The 16,700-nt window shown below is 61.0% G+C and carries 14 protein-coding genes and 2 pseudogenes; 11 read left to right on the forward strand and 5 right to left on the reverse strand.

From position 1 onward, the window contains the following. The first annotated feature begins 24 nt into the window (after nt 1-24). The 5 genes and pseudogenes from DCY11_RS10155 to DCY11_RS10175 all read left to right on the forward strand — a co-directional run bounded on the left by DCY11_RS10155 (nt 25) and on the right by DCY11_RS10175 (nt 8,697). Nucleotides 25-1,235 (forward strand): annotated as a pseudogene (locus DCY11_RS10155) (NAD(P)/FAD-dependent oxidoreductase). After that, a pseudogene (locus DCY11_RS10160) lies at nt 1,232-3,029 on the forward strand (NirA family protein). The pseudogenes DCY11_RS10155 and DCY11_RS10160 overlap by 4 nt, the downstream one beginning before the upstream one ends. Further along, complete coding sequence (locus DCY11_RS10165) at nt 3,026-4,627, forward strand: sulfite reductase subunit alpha (protein ID WP_108682787.1); 1,602 nt, start codon at nt 3,026-3,028, stop codon at nt 4,625-4,627. The pseudogene DCY11_RS10160 and the gene DCY11_RS10165 overlap by 4 nt, the downstream one beginning before the upstream one ends. A gap of 10 nt (nt 4,628-4,637) precedes the next feature. Then, on the forward strand, nt 4,638-7,346 hold the full coding sequence (locus DCY11_RS10170; protein ID WP_108682788.1) for a nitrate reductase: 2,709 nt from the start codon (nt 4,638-4,640) through the stop codon (nt 7,344-7,346). Between the two features lie 34 nt (nt 7,347-7,380). Further along, entirely contained in the window at nt 7,381-8,697 is a 1,317-nt protein-coding gene (locus DCY11_RS10175) for a hypothetical protein (RefSeq protein ID WP_159079935.1), read from the forward strand. A gap of 190 nt (nt 8,698-8,887) precedes the next feature. Here DCY11_RS10175 and DCY11_RS10180 read toward each other — a convergent pair whose 3' ends face one another. Then, nucleotides 8,888-10,093, reverse strand: coding sequence for an NAD-dependent formate dehydrogenase (locus tag DCY11_RS10180; RefSeq protein WP_108682790.1), 1,206 nt, complete (start codon nt 10,091-10,093; stop codon nt 8,888-8,890). A gap of 705 nt (nt 10,094-10,798) precedes the next feature. On the opposite strand from DCY11_RS10180, the gene DCY11_RS15555 reads away from it, so the two are divergent. The 4 genes from DCY11_RS15555 to DCY11_RS15560 all read left to right on the forward strand — a co-directional run bounded on the left by DCY11_RS15555 (nt 10,799) and on the right by DCY11_RS15560 (nt 12,466). Beyond that, a complete protein-coding gene (locus DCY11_RS15555; protein ID WP_159079936.1) occupies nt 10,799-11,137 on the forward strand; it encodes an EF-hand domain-containing protein in 339 nt (112 codons plus the stop codon). A gap of 306 nt (nt 11,138-11,443) precedes the next feature. Then, a complete protein-coding gene (locus DCY11_RS10185; RefSeq protein WP_108682791.1) occupies nt 11,444-11,632 on the forward strand; it encodes a DUF3008 family protein in 189 nt (62 codons plus the stop codon). An 86-nt stretch (nt 11,633-11,718) separates the two neighbouring features. Beyond that, nucleotides 11,719-12,018, forward strand: a complete 300-nt coding sequence (locus DCY11_RS10190; RefSeq protein ID WP_208430443.1) for a hypothetical protein — start codon at nt 11,719-11,721, stop codon at nt 12,016-12,018. A gap of 100 nt (nt 12,019-12,118) precedes the next feature. Beyond that, nucleotides 12,119-12,466, forward strand: coding sequence for a hypothetical protein (locus DCY11_RS15560; protein WP_159079937.1), 348 nt, complete (start codon nt 12,119-12,121; stop codon nt 12,464-12,466). 88 nt (nt 12,467-12,554) lie between these two features. Here the strand turns inward: DCY11_RS15560 and DCY11_RS10195 are convergent, their stop codons facing one another. Next, nucleotides 12,555-13,223 carry a PRC-barrel domain-containing protein gene (locus DCY11_RS10195; RefSeq protein ID WP_159079938.1) on the reverse strand — a complete coding sequence of 223 codons (669 nt, stop codon included), beginning with the start codon at nt 13,221-13,223 and terminating at the stop codon, nt 12,555-12,557. Nucleotides 13,224-13,822: 599 nt separating this feature from the next. Between DCY11_RS10195 and DCY11_RS10200 the strand changes: the two genes are divergently transcribed. Then, complete coding sequence (locus DCY11_RS10200) at nt 13,823-14,320, forward strand: pyridoxamine 5'-phosphate oxidase family protein (RefSeq protein ID WP_108682793.1); 498 nt, start codon at nt 13,823-13,825, stop codon at nt 14,318-14,320. A 94-nt stretch (nt 14,321-14,414) separates the two neighbouring features. After that, complete coding sequence (locus DCY11_RS10205; RefSeq protein WP_108682794.1) at nt 14,415-14,621, forward strand: hypothetical protein; 207 nt, start codon at nt 14,415-14,417, stop codon at nt 14,619-14,621. A gap of 19 nt (nt 14,622-14,640) precedes the next feature. On the opposite strand, the gene DCY11_RS10210 is transcribed toward DCY11_RS10205, so the two are convergent. Genes DCY11_RS10210 through DCY11_RS10220 form a run of 3 tightly spaced genes read right to left on the reverse strand, consistent with a single transcriptional unit; the run spans nt 14,641 to nt 16,653 of the window. Beyond that, nucleotides 14,641-15,105, reverse strand: a complete 465-nt coding sequence (locus DCY11_RS10210) for a CYTH domain-containing protein (protein WP_108682795.1) — start codon at nt 15,103-15,105, stop codon at nt 14,641-14,643. After that, complete coding sequence (locus DCY11_RS10215; RefSeq protein WP_108682796.1) at nt 15,089-15,724, reverse strand: hypothetical protein; 636 nt, start codon at nt 15,722-15,724, stop codon at nt 15,089-15,091. The genes DCY11_RS10210 and DCY11_RS10215 overlap by 17 nt, the downstream gene beginning before the upstream one ends. After that, the gene (locus DCY11_RS10220) at nt 15,724-16,653 is read right to left on the reverse strand and encodes a CHAD domain-containing protein (protein WP_108682797.1); all 930 of its coding nucleotides are present in this window, start codon (nt 16,651-16,653) and stop codon (nt 15,724-15,726) included. The genes DCY11_RS10215 and DCY11_RS10220 overlap by 1 nt, the downstream gene beginning before the upstream one ends. Nucleotides 16,654-16,700 lie beyond the last annotated feature (47 nt).

The following is a 16,700-nucleotide window of genomic DNA, read 5'->3' on the forward strand; positions in this document are numbered from 1 at the left end:
CGGCTCGTCATAGTCGGCGGCGGAATGGCCGCGACGCGTCTTGTCGACGAGGTGACGGCGCGCGCGCCGACCCGTTACGCGATCACCGTGATCGGCGAGGAGCAGCGGCTTCCCTACAACCGCGTGCTGTTGTCGTCGCTTTTGGCGCGCGAGGTTGAGGGGTCCGACCTCGACCTCAAGCCGCGCACTTGGTGGGACGAGCGCGGCGTGACGCTCTTGGGTGGCGCGCGCGCCACAGCCATTGACATCGGGGAGCGGCTCGTCCGCATCGAGCCCGGACCTGCGATCCCGTATGACGCGCTTGTTCTCGCGACGGGTTCGGAGCCTGTCCAACTCCCGCTCCCCGGTGCCGATCTGCCCGGCGTCGTGACGTTCCGGACCCATGACGACGTGACGTCGATGCTCGCCAAGGCGGGGGCGAAGCGCCGGGCGGTTGTCATCGGCGGGGGGCTCTTGGGGCTTGAGGCCGCCTATGGGCTCGTCAAGGCGGGCGCCGACGTCACGGTGGTCCATCTTGCCGACCGCCTGATGGAGCGGCAGCTCGATGGGCCCGGCGCGGCAATGCTGACTGACGCGCTTGAAGAGCTCGGCATTGAAGTTCTGCTCGAGGCCCAGAGCGTGGCCATTGAAGGCGCCGGACGCGTCGAACGGCTTCGACTTGCGGACGGTACGCTACTCCCGGCGGATCTTATCGTCATGGCCGCCGGCATTCGCCCCGTACGGCGCTCGCGCGGGACGCGGGCCTTGCCGTCGATCGTGGCATCGTCGTCGATGACCAGATGCGCACCAGCGCCGAAGGGATGTACGCGCTCGGCGAATGCGCGGAGCATCGCGGCGTCTGTTATGGCTTGGTCGAGCCGGCGTATGAACAGGCCAGTGCCCTGGCAGCTCACCTGACCGGCGCCGCAGGCGCGTATAGCGGATCGCTGCTTGCCACGAACCTCAAGGTTTCAGGCGTTGGCGTGTTTTCCGCCGGAGACTATTTGGGCAGCGCCGGTACCGACCAGATCGTCTTCTCCGATCCCGATCAAGGCAGTTATCGCAAGCTTGTCCTGAGAGACGGACAACTCGCCGGGGCGGTGCTGCTCGGAGATACGGCCGACGGCCTTTGGTACCTCGACCTCATGCGATCCGGTGCGTCTCTGTCGGAGATCCGCAGTTCTCTGATCTTTGGAAAGGCCTTCTGCGACGCCAGCGAAGCTGCCCCCGCAACAGCTAACGCGGAGGCGGCATGAGCGCGGAGACGAAAGAGAAACCGGCGACGGACGAAGGCTTTTCCGGCGAACAGAAAAGCTATCTGGAGGGACTTGTTTCCGGCCTCCAGGCCAAACGCGCGGCATCGGGCCTGAAGCCCATCGGCGAGGGCGGTGGCGGCGTACCAACAGGTCCCGACGCGGACCATTTGAAAGCCCAGAACAAGGCGGAAGCCTCCGGCAAGAAGCTCGTCGACCCTGAGAAGTGGAAGCGGGAAGAGCATCCGTTCGATGCCTACGCCCGGCTCAACGAACAGGCAGCACGCAATGAGTACCCGAAGCCGCCGGACAATTTTCGCTGGCGCTATTACGGCCTGTTCTACGTGGCCCCCGCGCAAAACTCATATATGTGCCGCTTGCGGATTCCGAACGGCATTCTGAGCGCGGCTCAGTTCGAAGGTGTCGCACGCATCGCCCAAGATTTCGGCGGTGGCTATGCCCACGTCACCACGCGTGCCAATCTGCAGATCCGAGAGATTGAAGCAGCCAATGCCGTTCACGTGGTCGAGGGCATTCAAGAGCTCGGCCTGACGTCCCGCGGCTCGGGCGCCGACAATATCCGCAACGTCACCGGAACGCCGACCGCGGGCATCGATCCGCAGGAGCTGCTGGACACGCGGTCCTACGCCAAGCACTGGCACTATCACGTCCTGAACGACCGTTCGCTCACAGGGCTGCCGCGCAAGTTCAACGTGGCTTTCGATGGAGCCGGAACAGTCGCAGCGCTCGAGGAAACGAATGATATCGGCTTTTCGGCTGTAGAGGTAACAGAGGGAGCAAGCGTTCCGGCGGGGATTTACTTCCGGCTGGTCCTCGGCGGCATTACCGGACACCACGACATCGCTCGAGACACCGGCGTGGTGCTCGCACCGTCCGATGCAACCAAGGTCTCCGACGCCATCGTGCGCGTGTTCGTCGAGAGCGGCGACCGCACCAATCGCAACAAGGCGCGCCTCAAATACGTGCTCGACGACTGGGGCTTCGACAAGTTCCTCGCTGCCGTCGAGGAGAAGCTCGGCCGCAAGCTCGACCGCGTGGATGCGGCGCATGTGAAGCCACGCGCCGAGGCCGACCGCATGGCGCATCTCGGCGTTCATCGCCAGAAGCAAGAAGGGCTGAATTGGATCGGTCTCGTCCTGCAAACTGGCAAGCTCACGGTCGATCAGATGAAGGGCATCGCTGCGATCGCCCGCGATCTCGGCGACGGCGATATCCGCCTCACGGTTTGGCAGAACCTGCTTCTTTCCGGTGTGCCGGATGAAAAGGTGGACGAGGCGATAGCGCGCATCGACGCGCTGGGCCTCTCGACCAAGGCAACAGCGATCCGCGCGGGCCTCGTTGCCTGCACCGGCAACACCGGCTGCAAGTTCGCCGCGGCCAACACGAAAGGTACCGCGGAGGCAATCGCTTCGCATGTCGAGAGCAAAACTCGATCTCGATCAGCCGGTGAACATCCACCTGACCGGCTGCCATCATTCCTGCGCGCAGCATTACATTGGCGACATCGGCTTGATCGCTTGCCAGGTGCCCGTGAATGACGACGGGGACACCGTCGAAGGCTTCCACATGGTCGTGGGCGGCGGCACCGGCGGCAATGCCAAGATCGGCCGCGAACTGCTGCGCGACGTGAAGAAGGAAGACTGCCCCCGCAAGGTCGAGCAGCTTCTGCGCGCCTATCTGGCGAACCGCCAAGCTAAATACGAACAGTTTTTCTCGTTCGCAAACCGTCTCGACACGGATCAGCTCACCGCGCTGATGGAGCAGCAAGCCGCATGACCATTCAGCAACCCACGCCGCAAACGCCGCTCATCCCCGAATCGGCGCCCTTCAATGAAGACCAGCGTGCTTGGCTCAACGGCTTCTTCGCCGGGCTCATGTCGCTGGACCCGGGCGTTGGCGTCGCGCCCGCCGGCGCCGTGTCGATCCCGGGAGAGGATGGCGATGACGGCGAAGCGCCATGGCACGACCCGGCAATGCCGATCGATGAGCGCATGGCGCTCGCCGAAGGGCGACCGCTGAACCGGCGCATGATGGCGGCCATGGCCCAGCAGGATTGCGGGCAGTGCGGATCCAGCTGTGAGGAATATTCGAACTCGATCGCCGAGCAGGCTGAGCCGCGGCTCAATCTGTGTGTTCCTGGCGGAAAGGCCACCGCGCGCATGCTGAAGTCTCTGGTCGAAGAGATGGGCGGCGGGGTGATCGATCCGGAGGAGCAAGCGGCCAAAGACGCGGCAAAAGTGCCGAAGTCCGCCGATCAACGGCCGGGGCACAGTCGCGAGAATCCTGTGGCGGCAACATTCGTGTCGCGTGTGCGGCTCAACGGCGAAGGCTCGGAGAAGGTCACCAACCATATCGACATCGACCTCTCCGAAAGCGGTCTCGACTACGTCGTCGGCGACAGCCTCGGTGTCTACGCCGCCAACGATCCCGCGCTTGCTGATGCCATCATCGAGGCCATTGGCGTGCCGGCCGACTTTCCCATCTTGGGCAAGACGTTTCGCGATGTTTTGATCGAAGACACGTCGTTGTCGCCGGCGCCCGACGAGCTTTTCCAACTGATTTCTTATCTCACGGGCGGTGAGCGCCGGAGGAAGGCGCAAGCCTTGGCCAAGGGCGAAGACCCCGATGGCGATGCCGAGACTCTCGATGTGCTGGAGGCATTGCAGAAGTTTCCCGGTATCCATCCCGATCCGGAAGCGTTCATCGAGGCGCTCGAGCCGCTGCAGCCGAGACTCTACTCGATCTCCTCTTCGCCCAAGGCCGAGCCGGGCAAGGTGAGCCTGACCGTGGATGCAGTGCGCTACATCTTACGCGACCGTAGGCGCGAGGGGCTCGCCTCGACCTATCTCGATGCCCGCATCGCGCCGGGCGATGCGCTGAAAGTCTACGTCCAGAAGGCGCACGGCTTTGCCCTTCCGGGCGACGGCGCGACCCCCATCATCATGGTCGGTCCCGGCACGGGCGTCGCGCCGTTTCGCGCGTTCCTGCAAGAGCGCCTGGCAACGAAGGCCGATGGTGGGGCCTGGCTCTTCTACGGGCATCAGCGCAGCGCGTGCGACTTCTTCTACAAGGATGAGCTCGAGGGGTTACAGAACGCCGGCGCTCTGTCCCGTCTGTCTCTCGCCTGGTCGCGCGACGGCGGGGAAAAGGTCTACGTCCAGAACAAGATGCGGGAGCAGGGCGAGGAGCTCTACGCGTGGCTCGAACGCGGCGCACACTTCTATATTTGCGGCGACGCCCAACGCATGGCGAAGGACGTTGAGTCAGCACTAACCGACATCGTTGCCGAACACGGAAAGCTCTCGCTGGAAGACGCGAAAGCCTATGTCGAGACCCTGCGGGCATCGGGGCGCTATCAGACCGATGTCTACTAAGGCGCAACATATGGACCTTCCGCTCACCGTCCCGCCGGTGCGCACGACCTGCCCCTATTGTGGGGTCGGTTGCGGTGTCCTTGCGGCGCCGGACGGCAAAGGCGGGACTCTCATTAGCGGTGATCCCGACCACCCGGCCAATTTCGGCCGGCTGTGCTCGAAAGGGTCCGCCCTCGGCGAGACGCTCAGCTTCGACGGACGGCTGCATCATCCCATGTTGCGGGGGGATGATGGCCATATGGCAAAAGTGTCCTGGGACACTGCGCTCAACCAGGTCGCGCGAGGCTTTCGCGAGTCGTTGGATCGACACGGCCCCGACTCGATTGCGTTCTACGTCTCCGGCCAGCTTTTGACCGAGGACTACTACGTCGCCAACAAGCTCATGAAGGGCTTTCTGGGTTCGGCGAACATCGACACCAATTCGCGTCTTTGCATGGCCTCGTCGGTGGCGGGACACAAGCGAGCCTTCGGCGCCGACATTGTTCCGGGCTGCTACGAGGATCTCGGCACCGCGGACCTCCTTGTGCTGACGGGATCGAATGCGGCCTGGTGCCATCCGATCCTGCATCAGCGGATGGTCAAGAACAGGAACGAACGCGGTGCGCGCATCGTCGTCATCGATCCGCGCCGCACGACGACGGCGGAGGATGCCGATCTCGTTCTGCAGATCGCGCCCGGCGCGGACAGCGTCCTGTTCTCGGGGCTCCTCGTCTATCTGGCCGACAACGGCGCCATCGACACGGCGTTTGTCGAAAACCGCACGGACGGTTTTGCCGAGGCGCTCTCTCGTGCGCGCGCGATCGCACCAACGATCGATGCCGTGGCGCGAGCGTGCGATCTGAACGTGCAGGATGTGGCGGCGTTCTTCGTCTTGTTCTGCGTCACGGAGAAGGCCGTCACCCTCTACTCGCAAGGCGTCAATCAGGCGGCGCAGGGGACGGACAAGGTCAATGCAATCATCAACTGCCACCTCGCCACGGGCCGGATCGGCAAGGAGGGCATGGGGCCGTTCTCGCTGACAGGACAGCCAAATGCGATGGGCGGCCGTGAGGTCGGGGGGCTCGCCAATCAGCTTGCCGCGCATATGGACTTCGCGCCGGCCGAGATCGATCGCGTCAGGCGCTTCTGGAACGCCCCTTCCATGGCCACGCGGCCTGGCCTCAAGGCGGTAGATCTCTTCGAGGCCGTCCAGGACGGGCGCATTAAGGCTCTTTGGGTAATGGCAACGAACCCGATCGTGAGTCTTCCCCGTGCCGACGACATGAGGGCAGCGCTGACGAAGCTCGATCTCTTCGTTCTTTCCGAGGCGGTCTCGTCCAACGATACGGTCAACGCGCGGCCCGACGTGCTTCTGCCCGCGGCGACCTGGGGCGAAAAAGACGGGACGGTCACCAACTCGGAGCGGCGGATTTCGCGCCAGCGCGCGTTCCTGGTTCCGCCTGCCGAGGCGAAGCCGGATTGGTGGATGATCTGCGAAGCCGCAAAGCGGCTCGGCTATGGCGAGGCATTCGGTTTCCGAAACCCGCATGACATTTTCCGGGAGCACGCTGCCCTCTCGGCCTTCGAGAATCGCGGCGACCGTGACTTCGACATTGGCGGCCTCAGTACGCTCAGCTCTTTCGACTATGAGGAACTCGAGCCTGTTCAGTGGCCCATGCGTGAGGGAGCAGCGCGGGGGGTGTCGCGCGTCTTCGCCGAAGGCCGGTTCGACACGCCGGACGGGCGCGCCCGTTTCGTCGCCGTGGAGCCACTGCAGCCGGCCGCAAGCTGTAAGGCGCCATTCGCCTACCGGCTGAACACGGGCCGTGTCCGTGATCACTGGCACACCATGACCCGTACTGGGAAGTCGCCCCGGCTAAGCGGTCATATCGATGAACCATACGTGGAGGTTTGCCGGGCCGACGCTGTTGTCACGGATTTGACGGATGGCGGTTTGGCGCGGGTCACCTCGGAACACGGTAGCGCCGTGTTGCGCGTGCGCGTGAGCGAGGGGCAACGGCGCGGCGAGCTGTTCGCTCCCATGCATTGGAATGCCGAGACGGCGTCCAACGCACGGGTGGGCGCCGTGGTCCATGCCGTCCGCGATCCGCATTCCGGTCAACCGGACATGAAGGCCACGCCCGTGAAGCTTGCCCCGGTACGGTTTGCAGCTCATGGGCTTCTTCTGTCACGGGATCCTGTGTCGCTTCCCGCTGACTACTGGTGGGCGCGCGCGGCTGTTGCTGGCGGGACCCTCATGCGGTTCGCAGTCGATGCCGACCCGAGCACGTGGAAGAGCGCCGCCCAACGACTTCTCGGTACCAATGGCGGCTTTATTGAGTTGCACGACGAAGAGCAAGGGCAGTATCGCGCGGCGGTCGTGCGCGAACAGCAGCTCGAGGCCTGCGTCTACATTTCGTCGTCAGCATCCGCATTGCCCGGCATCGACTGGCTGAAGACGCAACTTACTGCGGACACGATCGATGCGAGACAGCGCAAGGCATTGCTTGCTGGACACGCCGCCGAAGGAGCCGCTGACACCGGCCCAGTCGTTTGCGCCTGCTTCGGCGTGGGGCTCAAGGCCATCGAGACGCTGATCACAAGCGGCGCAGCCACTTCTGTGGAAGACGTGGGCGCTTGCCTCAAAGCAGGCACGAACTGCGGCTCGTGCCAGCCGGAAATCAAGAAGCTCATAAAGAGCAATCAGGGGGAACGCGCCCTTGCGGGAGCGCAGGCGTAATCAACAAGCATGAATAGCGGGGGCTATCCAAACTATGACGACACTCGAGTACAAGCGGCGGTGTGGAGCGGCGCAAGTTTTGAAGGCAGGGGCGGCGTGCTTCGCCGTTGTCATGATGTTCAGCGCCGACGCATCGGCGCAGAGTCCTCTCTACAACCCGCAGGCTGGGTCGCCGACCCGCCATGAGCCCCCGCATGAGGGCATTCTGAACGGAATGTTCTGGACCGATACGCGCTACCGCTACGAATGGGTAGATCAGGCCAACAAGCCGAGAGACGCCAACGCCTCCACGATACGGAACAAGACTGGCGTCGAATCTGGTTTCTTCCATGGCTTCCGGGCCGGCGTCGAGGGCGAGTTCGTTCTCGAGCTCGGACCGGACGACTTCAACAACACCATCAACGGCCGCACCCAGTTTCCCGTCGTCGCCGACGTCGAGTCCGCGGAGGTCGATCAGGCCTATCTTGAGTCGCACAACATCCCGGGTGTCGCGCTTCTTGGCGGGCGCTTTCTCGAGAACCTGGACAATATGCGTTTCGTCGGTTCCGTGGCCTGGCGTCAGAACGACCAGACGTTCGACGGCGGGAAGGCGACCATCACGGCCCTTCCCGATTGGGAACTCCTCTACGCCTATATCGGCAACGTGAACCGGATCTTCAGCGACCGGTCGCCGGTCGGGAACATCCAGTCCAACATCCACCTGATGCATGCGCAGAGCAAGGAGTACGGCTTCGGCAAGCTGACGGCCTACACCTACCTGATCGACCTCTATGACCTCGATTTTCTCTCGAACGCGAGCTTCGGCGGCTTTCTGAAGGGCAAGCAGAAGCTCAGCGAGAAGCGGAGCTATGTGTATCGTCTCGAATACGCGCACCAGACCGATTACGGCGATCAGCCGATCAACTATGATGCGGACTATGTGCGGGTCGAGCAGGGGTTGTCCTACGGCGGGTTCACCGGCACGCTCATTTACGAACTCCTCGGCAGCGACAAGGGTGTGGCCGCATTCCAGACGCCGCTTGCCACGGGGCACGTCTTCAACGGCTTTGCCGACATCTTCCTGGTGACGCCGCCGACGGGCCTGCAGGATTTCTACGTGCAAGCCAAATATAAGGTACCGGCAAGTTCTGACGGCCCGTTCAGCTATTTCGGCGGGCTGCTCCTCTTGGCGCAGTACCACGAGTATCGCTCGGCGGTGCAGGACCTCGACTACGGGTCGGAGTTCGACTTCTACTCCTACATGCCTTTGAAGGATGGCTTCTACGCCCAAGCCAAATACGCCAACTACCAGGCCGACGATTTCGCCGTGGACACACAGAAGTTCATCTTCGGGCTGGGGTATCAGTATTAGTTCAGAGGTCCGCTAATGGCACAGAGCCGACATAGATAGGGGCCGCCACGCGACATCCGCTCGGTGCCAGTAGCCGGCATTCAGGGCCCAGGGTGCGAAGAGATCCTTGTGATCAAAACATCCAGAGAAGCCAGCTCCGAGACGATCGCTGAGAACGCCGCCTCGGAACCAGGTCCTACATCAAGTGGGTTCAGCTAGCCTTTTTGAACTCAGCCGCTTTTTCGGAACCCTTGGTGGAGTCGCCAGCCGTGTAGGCATGTGCGCCCGCACCGGCCAACTTGCCGCGCTCGACGATTAGGTACTCGTCGCGCAGCCCCTTGCCAGCGAAGAAGTGCTCCAATATCTCGCGTGTACCAGCGGCGTACCGCGCCTGAGCGGATAACGTCGTGCCCGAGACGTGGGGCGTCATGCCGTGATGAGGCATCGTTCGCCAGGGGTGCTCTCGCGGAGCTGGCTGCGGAAACCAGACGTCACCGGCGTAGCCTGCCAGCTGTCCACTCTCGAGAGCACGTACGACGGCATCGCGGTCTGCGATTTTGCCCCGTGCGGTGTTCACGAGATAGCTGCCGCGCTTCATCCTACTGATAAGCTCGTCGTTGAACATGTGCTCCGTACCAGGATGGAGCGGGGCATTGACGGTGACCACGTCACACACCTTGACGAGCGATTCAGCGTCAGGGTGGTAGGTCAGGCCAAGTTCCTTCTCCACCTTTGTCGGCAGCCGGTGCTTGTCCGTGTAATGCAGCTTAACATCGAATGGCTTCAACCGTTTGAGCACCGCAAGGCCAATACGGCCCGCGCCGACCGTGCCGATGTGCATCCCCTCGACGTCATAGGCGCGTTCCACGCAATCGGCGATATTCCATCCACCTTTGATGACCCATTGATAAGACGGGATGTAGTTGCGTACGAGCGCGAGGATCATCATGGCCACGTGCTCAGCCACGCTGATCGAATTGCAGAAGGTCACCTCTGCTACAGTAATGTCATTGTCGATCGCTGCTTGGAGATCAACGTGGTCCGAACCGATACCCGCGGTGATGGCGAGCTTCAGCTTCTTGGCCTTGGCAATCCGTTCCTCGGTCAAATAGGCCGGCCAGAATGGCTGGGAAATGACCACATCAGCGTCAACCAACTGCTTCTCGAACTCAGAGTTTGGCCCATCTTTGTCGGACGTCACCACAAGCTCATGGCCGGCATCCTCGAGGAATTTTCGAAGGCCGAGCTCACCGGAAACAGAGCCAAGCAGTGCGCCCGGCTTGAAGTCTATCCCGCTCGGGGTCGGCGTCGTCATTCCATCTGGGTAATGTTCAATCTCGGGGATGCTGTCCCGCGCATATTGCGGCGGATAGCCATCGACCGGATCGTCATAGAGAACACAGAGAATCTTTGCCATATCAGCACTCCTTTCGAGGCGACATGGACCTACAGCACTAAGGACGCCCGCCCGCGTCCAGAAGCGGAAATCAGTGAGCTGCGGTCAGAAGCCGCCGCTTGAGGATCGAGGTGAAAACTTGTCGCTGTTCACCTCATCCATTGATCAATGCCGGTCAGCGCTTACTCGCCATTGGGCGGTAAGGCGAAGCCTCGTCATCGGACGTGGCTTCGGTTCATCGTGCCGGCACACCCCATCAACAGGGTTGCTCTATCGATATAGGTCCGGTCGGCGTCCATAACAAAGGCCCCAGCAAAAATGTGATCCGCATGGCTTGGCGAAAACGGCCGTGCGAAGCGCAAACTGGTCGAAAAACTCAAGATCCAAGCGATTCTTGGGTCGCCATCACGTTTTCACGCCTGCCCTTGACGTGTGTACTAGAATACATAGCTCCAGAGTGAACGCTAAGACTGAGCCAATGATGGACGTGCAGGGCTCACAGCTCGCCTTAACTAAACACGTTCAAGCGGTGTCGTGGCGTATGATTCACGACGAGGCGTGGCGGCGTGCGGCCGAAGCACCCGATTTGATCGGACTGACCTGACACGCCGTCCAGCAAGCGCCGTAGCGTTCAGCTCGACATCATTCGCAGACAGAACTTTGCCTGCGGCATGTGATGTCGGCGCGGCTCCTAATCGAAGATTAGAGACGAAAGGAGCGCTTTTCATGAGACTTGCAATCTTGGCGATAACAGCGTTGCTCGCGACGACGAGCTACGCCCTTGGCGGCGGCGGAGCTCCCGTTCCTGAGAAGCCAGAAGGTGTTCCTCCTTCCGGGAGGCCAACGGCTGTGCTTGACCAAGCAGATTGCGAACGCATCTGGAGGAATTCCAAGGACACCTTAAGTGGGCACATCGTGAACTTCGAAATGGTGGACAAGAGCGGAGACGGAAAAGTCTCCGAGTCCGAGTTTAAGATGGGCTGTGACAAGGGCTGGGTGCAGAAGCACGCTTCCCTGCCGTCAAACTCTGGCGGCGGTCAGACGCCACGAGATCCAACGCAATAGCGTCTGACGGTAATGGATGCTGCAATCGACAGTGAGTAGCCGGTGTCCACACATATCCCGCGGCGGGCCGCTAGTGACGAGGGGTGCCCACCCCGCTCATGTCGAGCAAACGGCGGTGCCGCCGCGGGACCAGACAGGGCAAACGAGAAGCACAATGGTCAGCAAAACAGATGCTCCGACCTTGAGCGCGTGGTTCCCAAATTCACGCACCTCACTGATCTAAGTCGCAAAGAGTCCCATGTGCCCTTTGGAACACCGCGGCATCAATAGTGTTGGCGTAGTAAGGGAATCATCTCGGAGGTTGGAATGCCAGCAACATCCAAGGCGCAGCAGAAAGCCGCCGGTGCGGCGCTGGCTGCCAAACGTGGAGAGCAGAACGTAAGCGCGCTGAAGGGTGCATCGAAAGACATGTACCAGTCGATGACGGAAGCGCAGCTGGAAGAGATGGCCTCCACACCGCGGCATGGAAAGCCCGAACACAAGAACGACGGTTAGTACGCGTCGTCGATCGCCGCGCTCTAACGCTCTTCCACACGGGCTGGAGCCGTTGGCACTTGAATCAACATGGTAGGACGAATCCAATGACCCCTACAAACGAGCTGTCGACACGAAGTCGTATAGGACTGGTGATCTACGGCATGACGAATGCCGTTCTCTTCGGTATCGGAATTGCGCTCGTGCTTTCGATCGAGAGTCTGTCTCAACATCTTTGGATAGGCATTCCGATCGTCGTCATCGCGAGCGCCATACTCGCTTGGCCCATTTCGTTGCTGGTTGTGCCGCGACTGCGGAAGCCGCTGTGGCGCAGGCGGCAGTTGGCTAAAGCCGGCGCACCGGTCGGTACGCCTGAGGAGCGCCGCGAACTTGCCGCCAAGGAGTAGTGGAGCGCGACCAGCCGCTACGCGGCGCAGTCACAGTCCGTGACCATCCATTGCTCGCTCAATGACGGGCAGCCCGTTGCTCCTTTCGACAAGAGGAATCATGAAAACTGAGATCTCTAATAGAAGCCGAGAGTTCATGGCGCGGCATAGAAGGAGCGTGATTGCGTTGGCTGCTGCTGTAACCGGACTCGTTTGTCTCGCTGAGCCCGGCTATGCGGAAGTGTGGTCGGCCAAGGCACATTATGATCGTGGCCTACTTATCGTTCGCGGAAAAACCGCCGAGCCGCTGCAGTACGTGTCATTGAGCCGGACCCTGGTGACGCGCAGCAACGCTGTTGGTCGATTCGTCTTCCGGGTGTCGCGCATTCCAAAGCGATGCTCGGTTCTGCTCTATTCCGAGGGACTGAGATTCAGCGCCCCGATCAAAAACTGTCCGCTCAGTGACTAGGAAATACAAGGCTCCCACGCGCTGATCGATATCGATACAGCACGCAGGAGCCTTGCTGCGGGCGCCCGAAGGATCACCACTCGGTGGACTATCGAGTGGTTGTCTTGCCTTCGATCTCAGTATGCTTGTCCGCCTGCTCGTCCAGCCACATGAAGTCAGGCGCACTCTTCAGTTGGCTGCGCGTCGCATCCAGGACAACCTGGGTGTCGTCATGCTCGCGCTCGAACCGCTCCAACGCCGTTCCGTAGCTGGGCGAATGAGTGGTCTCGTCTTGAGCGGTGCGCTCCTCGTCGGTCGACTCGCCGCTGTCGGCCGCCCCCTTGGACGCTGCTGCGGTTTCAAACTCCAGATCGTCAAACGGTACGCCGACATCCTTTTCGCCGAGGCCCAGGAAGCCGCCCACGCCGATCGTTACAGCGACGACGCTGCCGCTTTCATTGATGATCACATTGTTGACCTCACCGAGCTCTTCGCCTTTCTTGTTGAGTACATCTCGGCCAATCAGTGCCTGAGCCGACCACTCCGAAGGCCGCTGCTGCGTGACGTAATCGATGTCGCTTGCCGTCTTCATGTCAGAGTCGTCGGCGTCAGCCTTGTCCATGGAGGTGTCCTTGTTTTTGGCTTCATCCATGGTCTTGTCCGAGTCCTTCATGGACTTCGCACTGTCGTCCGAACGGTTTGTCTCCCCTTGAGCTTCAGCCTGCGTCGCCGTCTCGCTCGATGCGGCGAGCGCTGCCGGAGAAGCGGTGGCGAGCAAGGGGAGAGTCAGCGTCAGAGCTGTCAGAATCTTGGGATGCATATTGACCTCCTAGTTATGTCGGCCACACGGAGCGGCCTCTTCATCCATGTCGGGTAAACAAGGTCTGCTCGCGATTGTTCCGTCGACATCCGGTTGCGCGTCGGCAGGTGACATCCTCCGTGTGGAACAACTGCCGTGTCGGAGTGTTGCCAATTCAGTGAATCAGTCACGGAGGCGATAATGACAAATAGGTTCTTATTGACCGCGGCTCTCGCCGCCGGTGTCCTGGCCGCGGGCTACGCCACACCTGTTGAAGCCGCATCGGTGGGACCGGTAGCTTCGGGCAGCCCAGTTCAAGCCAATGTTGTCCAAAAAGCTGCGTGGGACTGTCGTGGACGCCGCTGCACTTGGCTTCCCGGCTATCGTGGTCCTATCCCGGGCTATGCGCGGACCTGGGGTCCGCCCCGTTTCCCGCATTGCTACTGGAAGAAGGGTTTGCTCGGTCGTTGGAAGTACAAATGCGATGACGATTGGGACTAGCAGCGTGCATGCGATCGCACCGGAAGGAGGGTGCGGTCGCTTCACACTAGATCGCTATTGCATCCCTGCGAGGTGGCATGAGCAATGACGAACACAATATTGAAAATCGTGTGTGGGAGGTTGTCGGCAACGCGAACATCTGCATGCTGGTAACGAATGCCATTGACGGGCCTCGAGCCCGGCCGATGGAGGCACGGCCTGATACCAAAGACGCGGCGATCTGGTTCCTCACGGATCGCCGTGGCCTCAAGGACGATGAGGTGAAGGCGCATCCTCACGTTTGCCTGTGCTTTATCCATTCGGCGGAAAAGGCCTATCTGAGCCTGACGGGCAAGGCGACTGTCGAACATGACCCGGAGCGTGCGCGAAGCCTGTGGAACAAGAAGCAGGAAGCCTGGTGGAGCGGTCCCGATGATCCGAACCTTTTGGTGATGCGCGTGGATCTTGATCGCGCCGAAATGTGGGACGGGCCAGCCAGTTCGGCCCAGGCGGCGTTTGAGTTTGCCAAGGCGCGTGTCACCGGCGAGAAGCCGGATCTCGGGGAGAATCGCAAGACAACTGCTGAGTTCGACTGACGGGCAACGCGGCGTGGACCTGTGTCGGACGAATTCAGTGAGATCCGCCGTCGCAGCACCGCGACGGGGCGATCACGAAAGAATGGAGGTTCGCATGACTAGTAATTCGATCGAGTCGAGACAGCACATAGCAAAAATGCAGGATCGCCTCGAGCAAACAGTCGATCACCTTCGACACGACATCGAGAAGATCGATGAGCCTCAGTTGAAGGCGATGTTCGAGACGACCGCCGAAGTGCTGATAGGATTGAATTCAGCCTTCAAACACTACGAACAGAAAAGCGAGGCCGCGTGGAACTGAGTGCGTTCCTCGACCGAGGCTACCAATCGCAGAATGGCCGCTTGGCCAAATTGGCGTTGTAATAGCGCGGATCCTCGGTGACTTCCTTGCCGACCCAGGCCGGCTCGTCGAACGCTTGGTCTTCGGACTCAAGTTCTATCTCGACGACGATCAAGCCAGCATTCGCGCCATGGAACTCGTCAACCTCCCAGGTAAATCCGCCGAAGGCAATACGGTAGCGCGTCTTCTCGATGATCGGCTTGTCGCACAGTCGATCGAGCATCTCGTTCGCTTCGTCATTCGGAATCTCATACTCGAACTCCAACCGGGTTGCGCCCAACGTCGCTCCCTTGATCGTGAGATATGCCTTATCGCCGGCGGCGCGAACTCGCACACTCCGCGATGTGCTCGTCGCCAGGTAGCCTTGGCGGTATGAGGTGCCGGGCGCTAGTCCCCGCCAGGCATCTCCTTTAACGATGAACTTGCGCTCAATTTCCTGGGCCAAGCTTTCCGCCCTCCTCAAAGCCGTCTTGCAGCGGGTTCATCCCGATGACATGCTGAACGAGGCGAGGGTAGCTGACATTGTGGAAGCCAGCGAGACCAAGCCTGCGGCGGAGTTCGGTGACAGTCTCCGGATCCAGCGACTCGATCGCGATACTTTCCAGACTCGCGCCGTTGATCGTGGCTTGGACCCGCTCGACCATGCAGCCGTGTATTGAGAATGAGAAGCGTCGCTTGAAGAGTAGCGCCGTCGCAATACTCGGGTGCGGGCGCAATACGTCGTGCATGGTCTGCTCCTCAGTATACGTAGCTCGCTCGAAGTCCGGCGCCTCCGCGCAGAACGGCGCGAACACATGCTGTGCCAGCTCACGAGCGGAAAGCGGAAATGGGCTATTCCATTCAGGCTGCCACTGTTCGAGGCCGTCCCGTCTGTGAATCAACGTTTTGGTATCCAAGGCGCTGTCTCGGATCTTGACATTGCAGTCTGACACTTTGGGTGCGACGACATATGTCTCCATGCTCTCGCGGATATCCTCGCAGGATGCCAAACGCCGGATGCGATCCTCGACAGTAGCGAAATTGCGGGCCCACGCACGGAACTCGAAGCGGGTCGAACTGGGCATCAAGCGGCCAACGCGTGCTGTTGCGCAGCCACTTGGCGCATGGCCGTGCGCCAAAATGCACGCCAGCGCTTGACGAGGGCGGAGGGTTTCTCCGCCAACAGTCGAGCGCCCAAGAGAAACGCATCCTCTACCAGGACGGACTGGTGGGCGACGATAAGCCCGATAAGAGCTTCAATCTCGTCCGCATCGCCATACGCGGCTGGATCGGAAAGCACGATCTCTCGATAAACCGCAAGGTCGTGGTGGTCGCCGAGCAGGTCCGCGAGTTCATCTGCGGCGTTGATATGGGCACGCATCATGCGAGGCCAGATCTCTCGCAGCAGGCGTGCATGGTACCAGTGGTACTTCACGCGCTTGCGCCATTCGTGAAGCTTCTCCGTCGTCGGCTCTTCGCGTGCTTCCGCCATTGCGTTGCGGGCGCGCCGATATGTCTTGGCCAAGCCGCCCTCGATGGCTGCGAAGCTCTTTTCACTCAGACGCCACTTCTGGACCCTGTCGCGGGCCTCGACCATGTCGGCACGGAGCTGGGCCATCTTCTGATCGATATCTTTTTCGGCAAGGATATCCTCTTGCCGAGCCTCCAGTCGGTCGCCAACGGACGAGAAAGCCATTTTGTCTATTTGGTCGTCAAAGAGTTCGATCAAATCATCATGGGTCTCAATGACGGCCTCCGCGTCGCGGATCTGCGACAGCTGTGCCGCGGCATCGCGGAACCGCCTGTTCTCCGATTTGTAGTCCGAGAAGGTACCGCGAACGAGGCGAACAAGGCCGCGAAGCTTCTTACAGCGCTTCCGTACCTGGTGAACCTTGTCCTGCACGCTCATCTCGGCGTCGTCGAGTTCCGCCAGAGCCATGTCGATCTGACCGTACGCGACGGCGCGCAGGTTCTCCTCGACGGTCTTTGTCGTGTGCTCGTAGCGATAGGTCACTGGATTCTTCAATATTGCTCGGTCTTCCTTACGATACTAACCCCCGC

It is taken from the genome of Methyloceanibacter sp. wino2 (assembly GCF_003071365.1).
Classification (GTDB): domain Bacteria; phylum Pseudomonadota; class Alphaproteobacteria; order Rhizobiales; family Methyloligellaceae; genus Methyloceanibacter.

Excerpts from the sequence above, each read along its gene's own strand:
- DCY11_RS10165 (WP_108682787.1), top strand. The coding sequence starts at position 3,026 with ATGACCATTCAGCAACCCACGCCGCAAACGCCGCTCATCCCCGAATCG.
- DCY11_RS10170 (WP_108682788.1), top strand. The coding sequence starts at position 4,638 with ATGGACCTTCCGCTCACCGTCCCGCCGGTGCGCACGACCTGCCCCTAT.
- DCY11_RS10175 (WP_159079935.1), top strand. The coding sequence starts at position 7,381 with ATGACGACACTCGAGTACAAGCGGCGGTGTGGAGCGGCGCAAGTTTTG.
- DCY11_RS10180 (WP_108682790.1), bottom strand. The coding sequence starts at position 10,093 with ATGGCAAAGATTCTCTGTGTTCTCTATGACGATCCGGTCGATGGCTAT.
- DCY11_RS15555 (WP_159079936.1), top strand. The coding sequence starts at position 10,799 with ATGAGACTTGCAATCTTGGCGATAACAGCGTTGCTCGCGACGACGAGC.
- DCY11_RS10185 (WP_108682791.1), top strand. The coding sequence starts at position 11,444 with ATGCCAGCAACATCCAAGGCGCAGCAGAAAGCCGCCGGTGCGGCGCTG.
- DCY11_RS10190 (WP_208430443.1), top strand. The coding sequence starts at position 11,719 with ATGACCCCTACAAACGAGCTGTCGACACGAAGTCGTATAGGACTGGTG.
- DCY11_RS15560 (WP_159079937.1), top strand. The coding sequence starts at position 12,119 with ATGAAAACTGAGATCTCTAATAGAAGCCGAGAGTTCATGGCGCGGCAT.
- DCY11_RS10200 (WP_108682793.1), top strand. The coding sequence starts at position 13,823 with ATGAGCAATGACGAACACAATATTGAAAATCGTGTGTGGGAGGTTGTC.
- DCY11_RS10205 (WP_108682794.1), top strand. The coding sequence starts at position 14,415 with ATGACTAGTAATTCGATCGAGTCGAGACAGCACATAGCAAAAATGCAG.
- DCY11_RS10215 (WP_108682796.1), bottom strand. The coding sequence starts at position 15,724 with ATGCCCAGTTCGACCCGCTTCGAGTTCCGTGCGTGGGCCCGCAATTTC.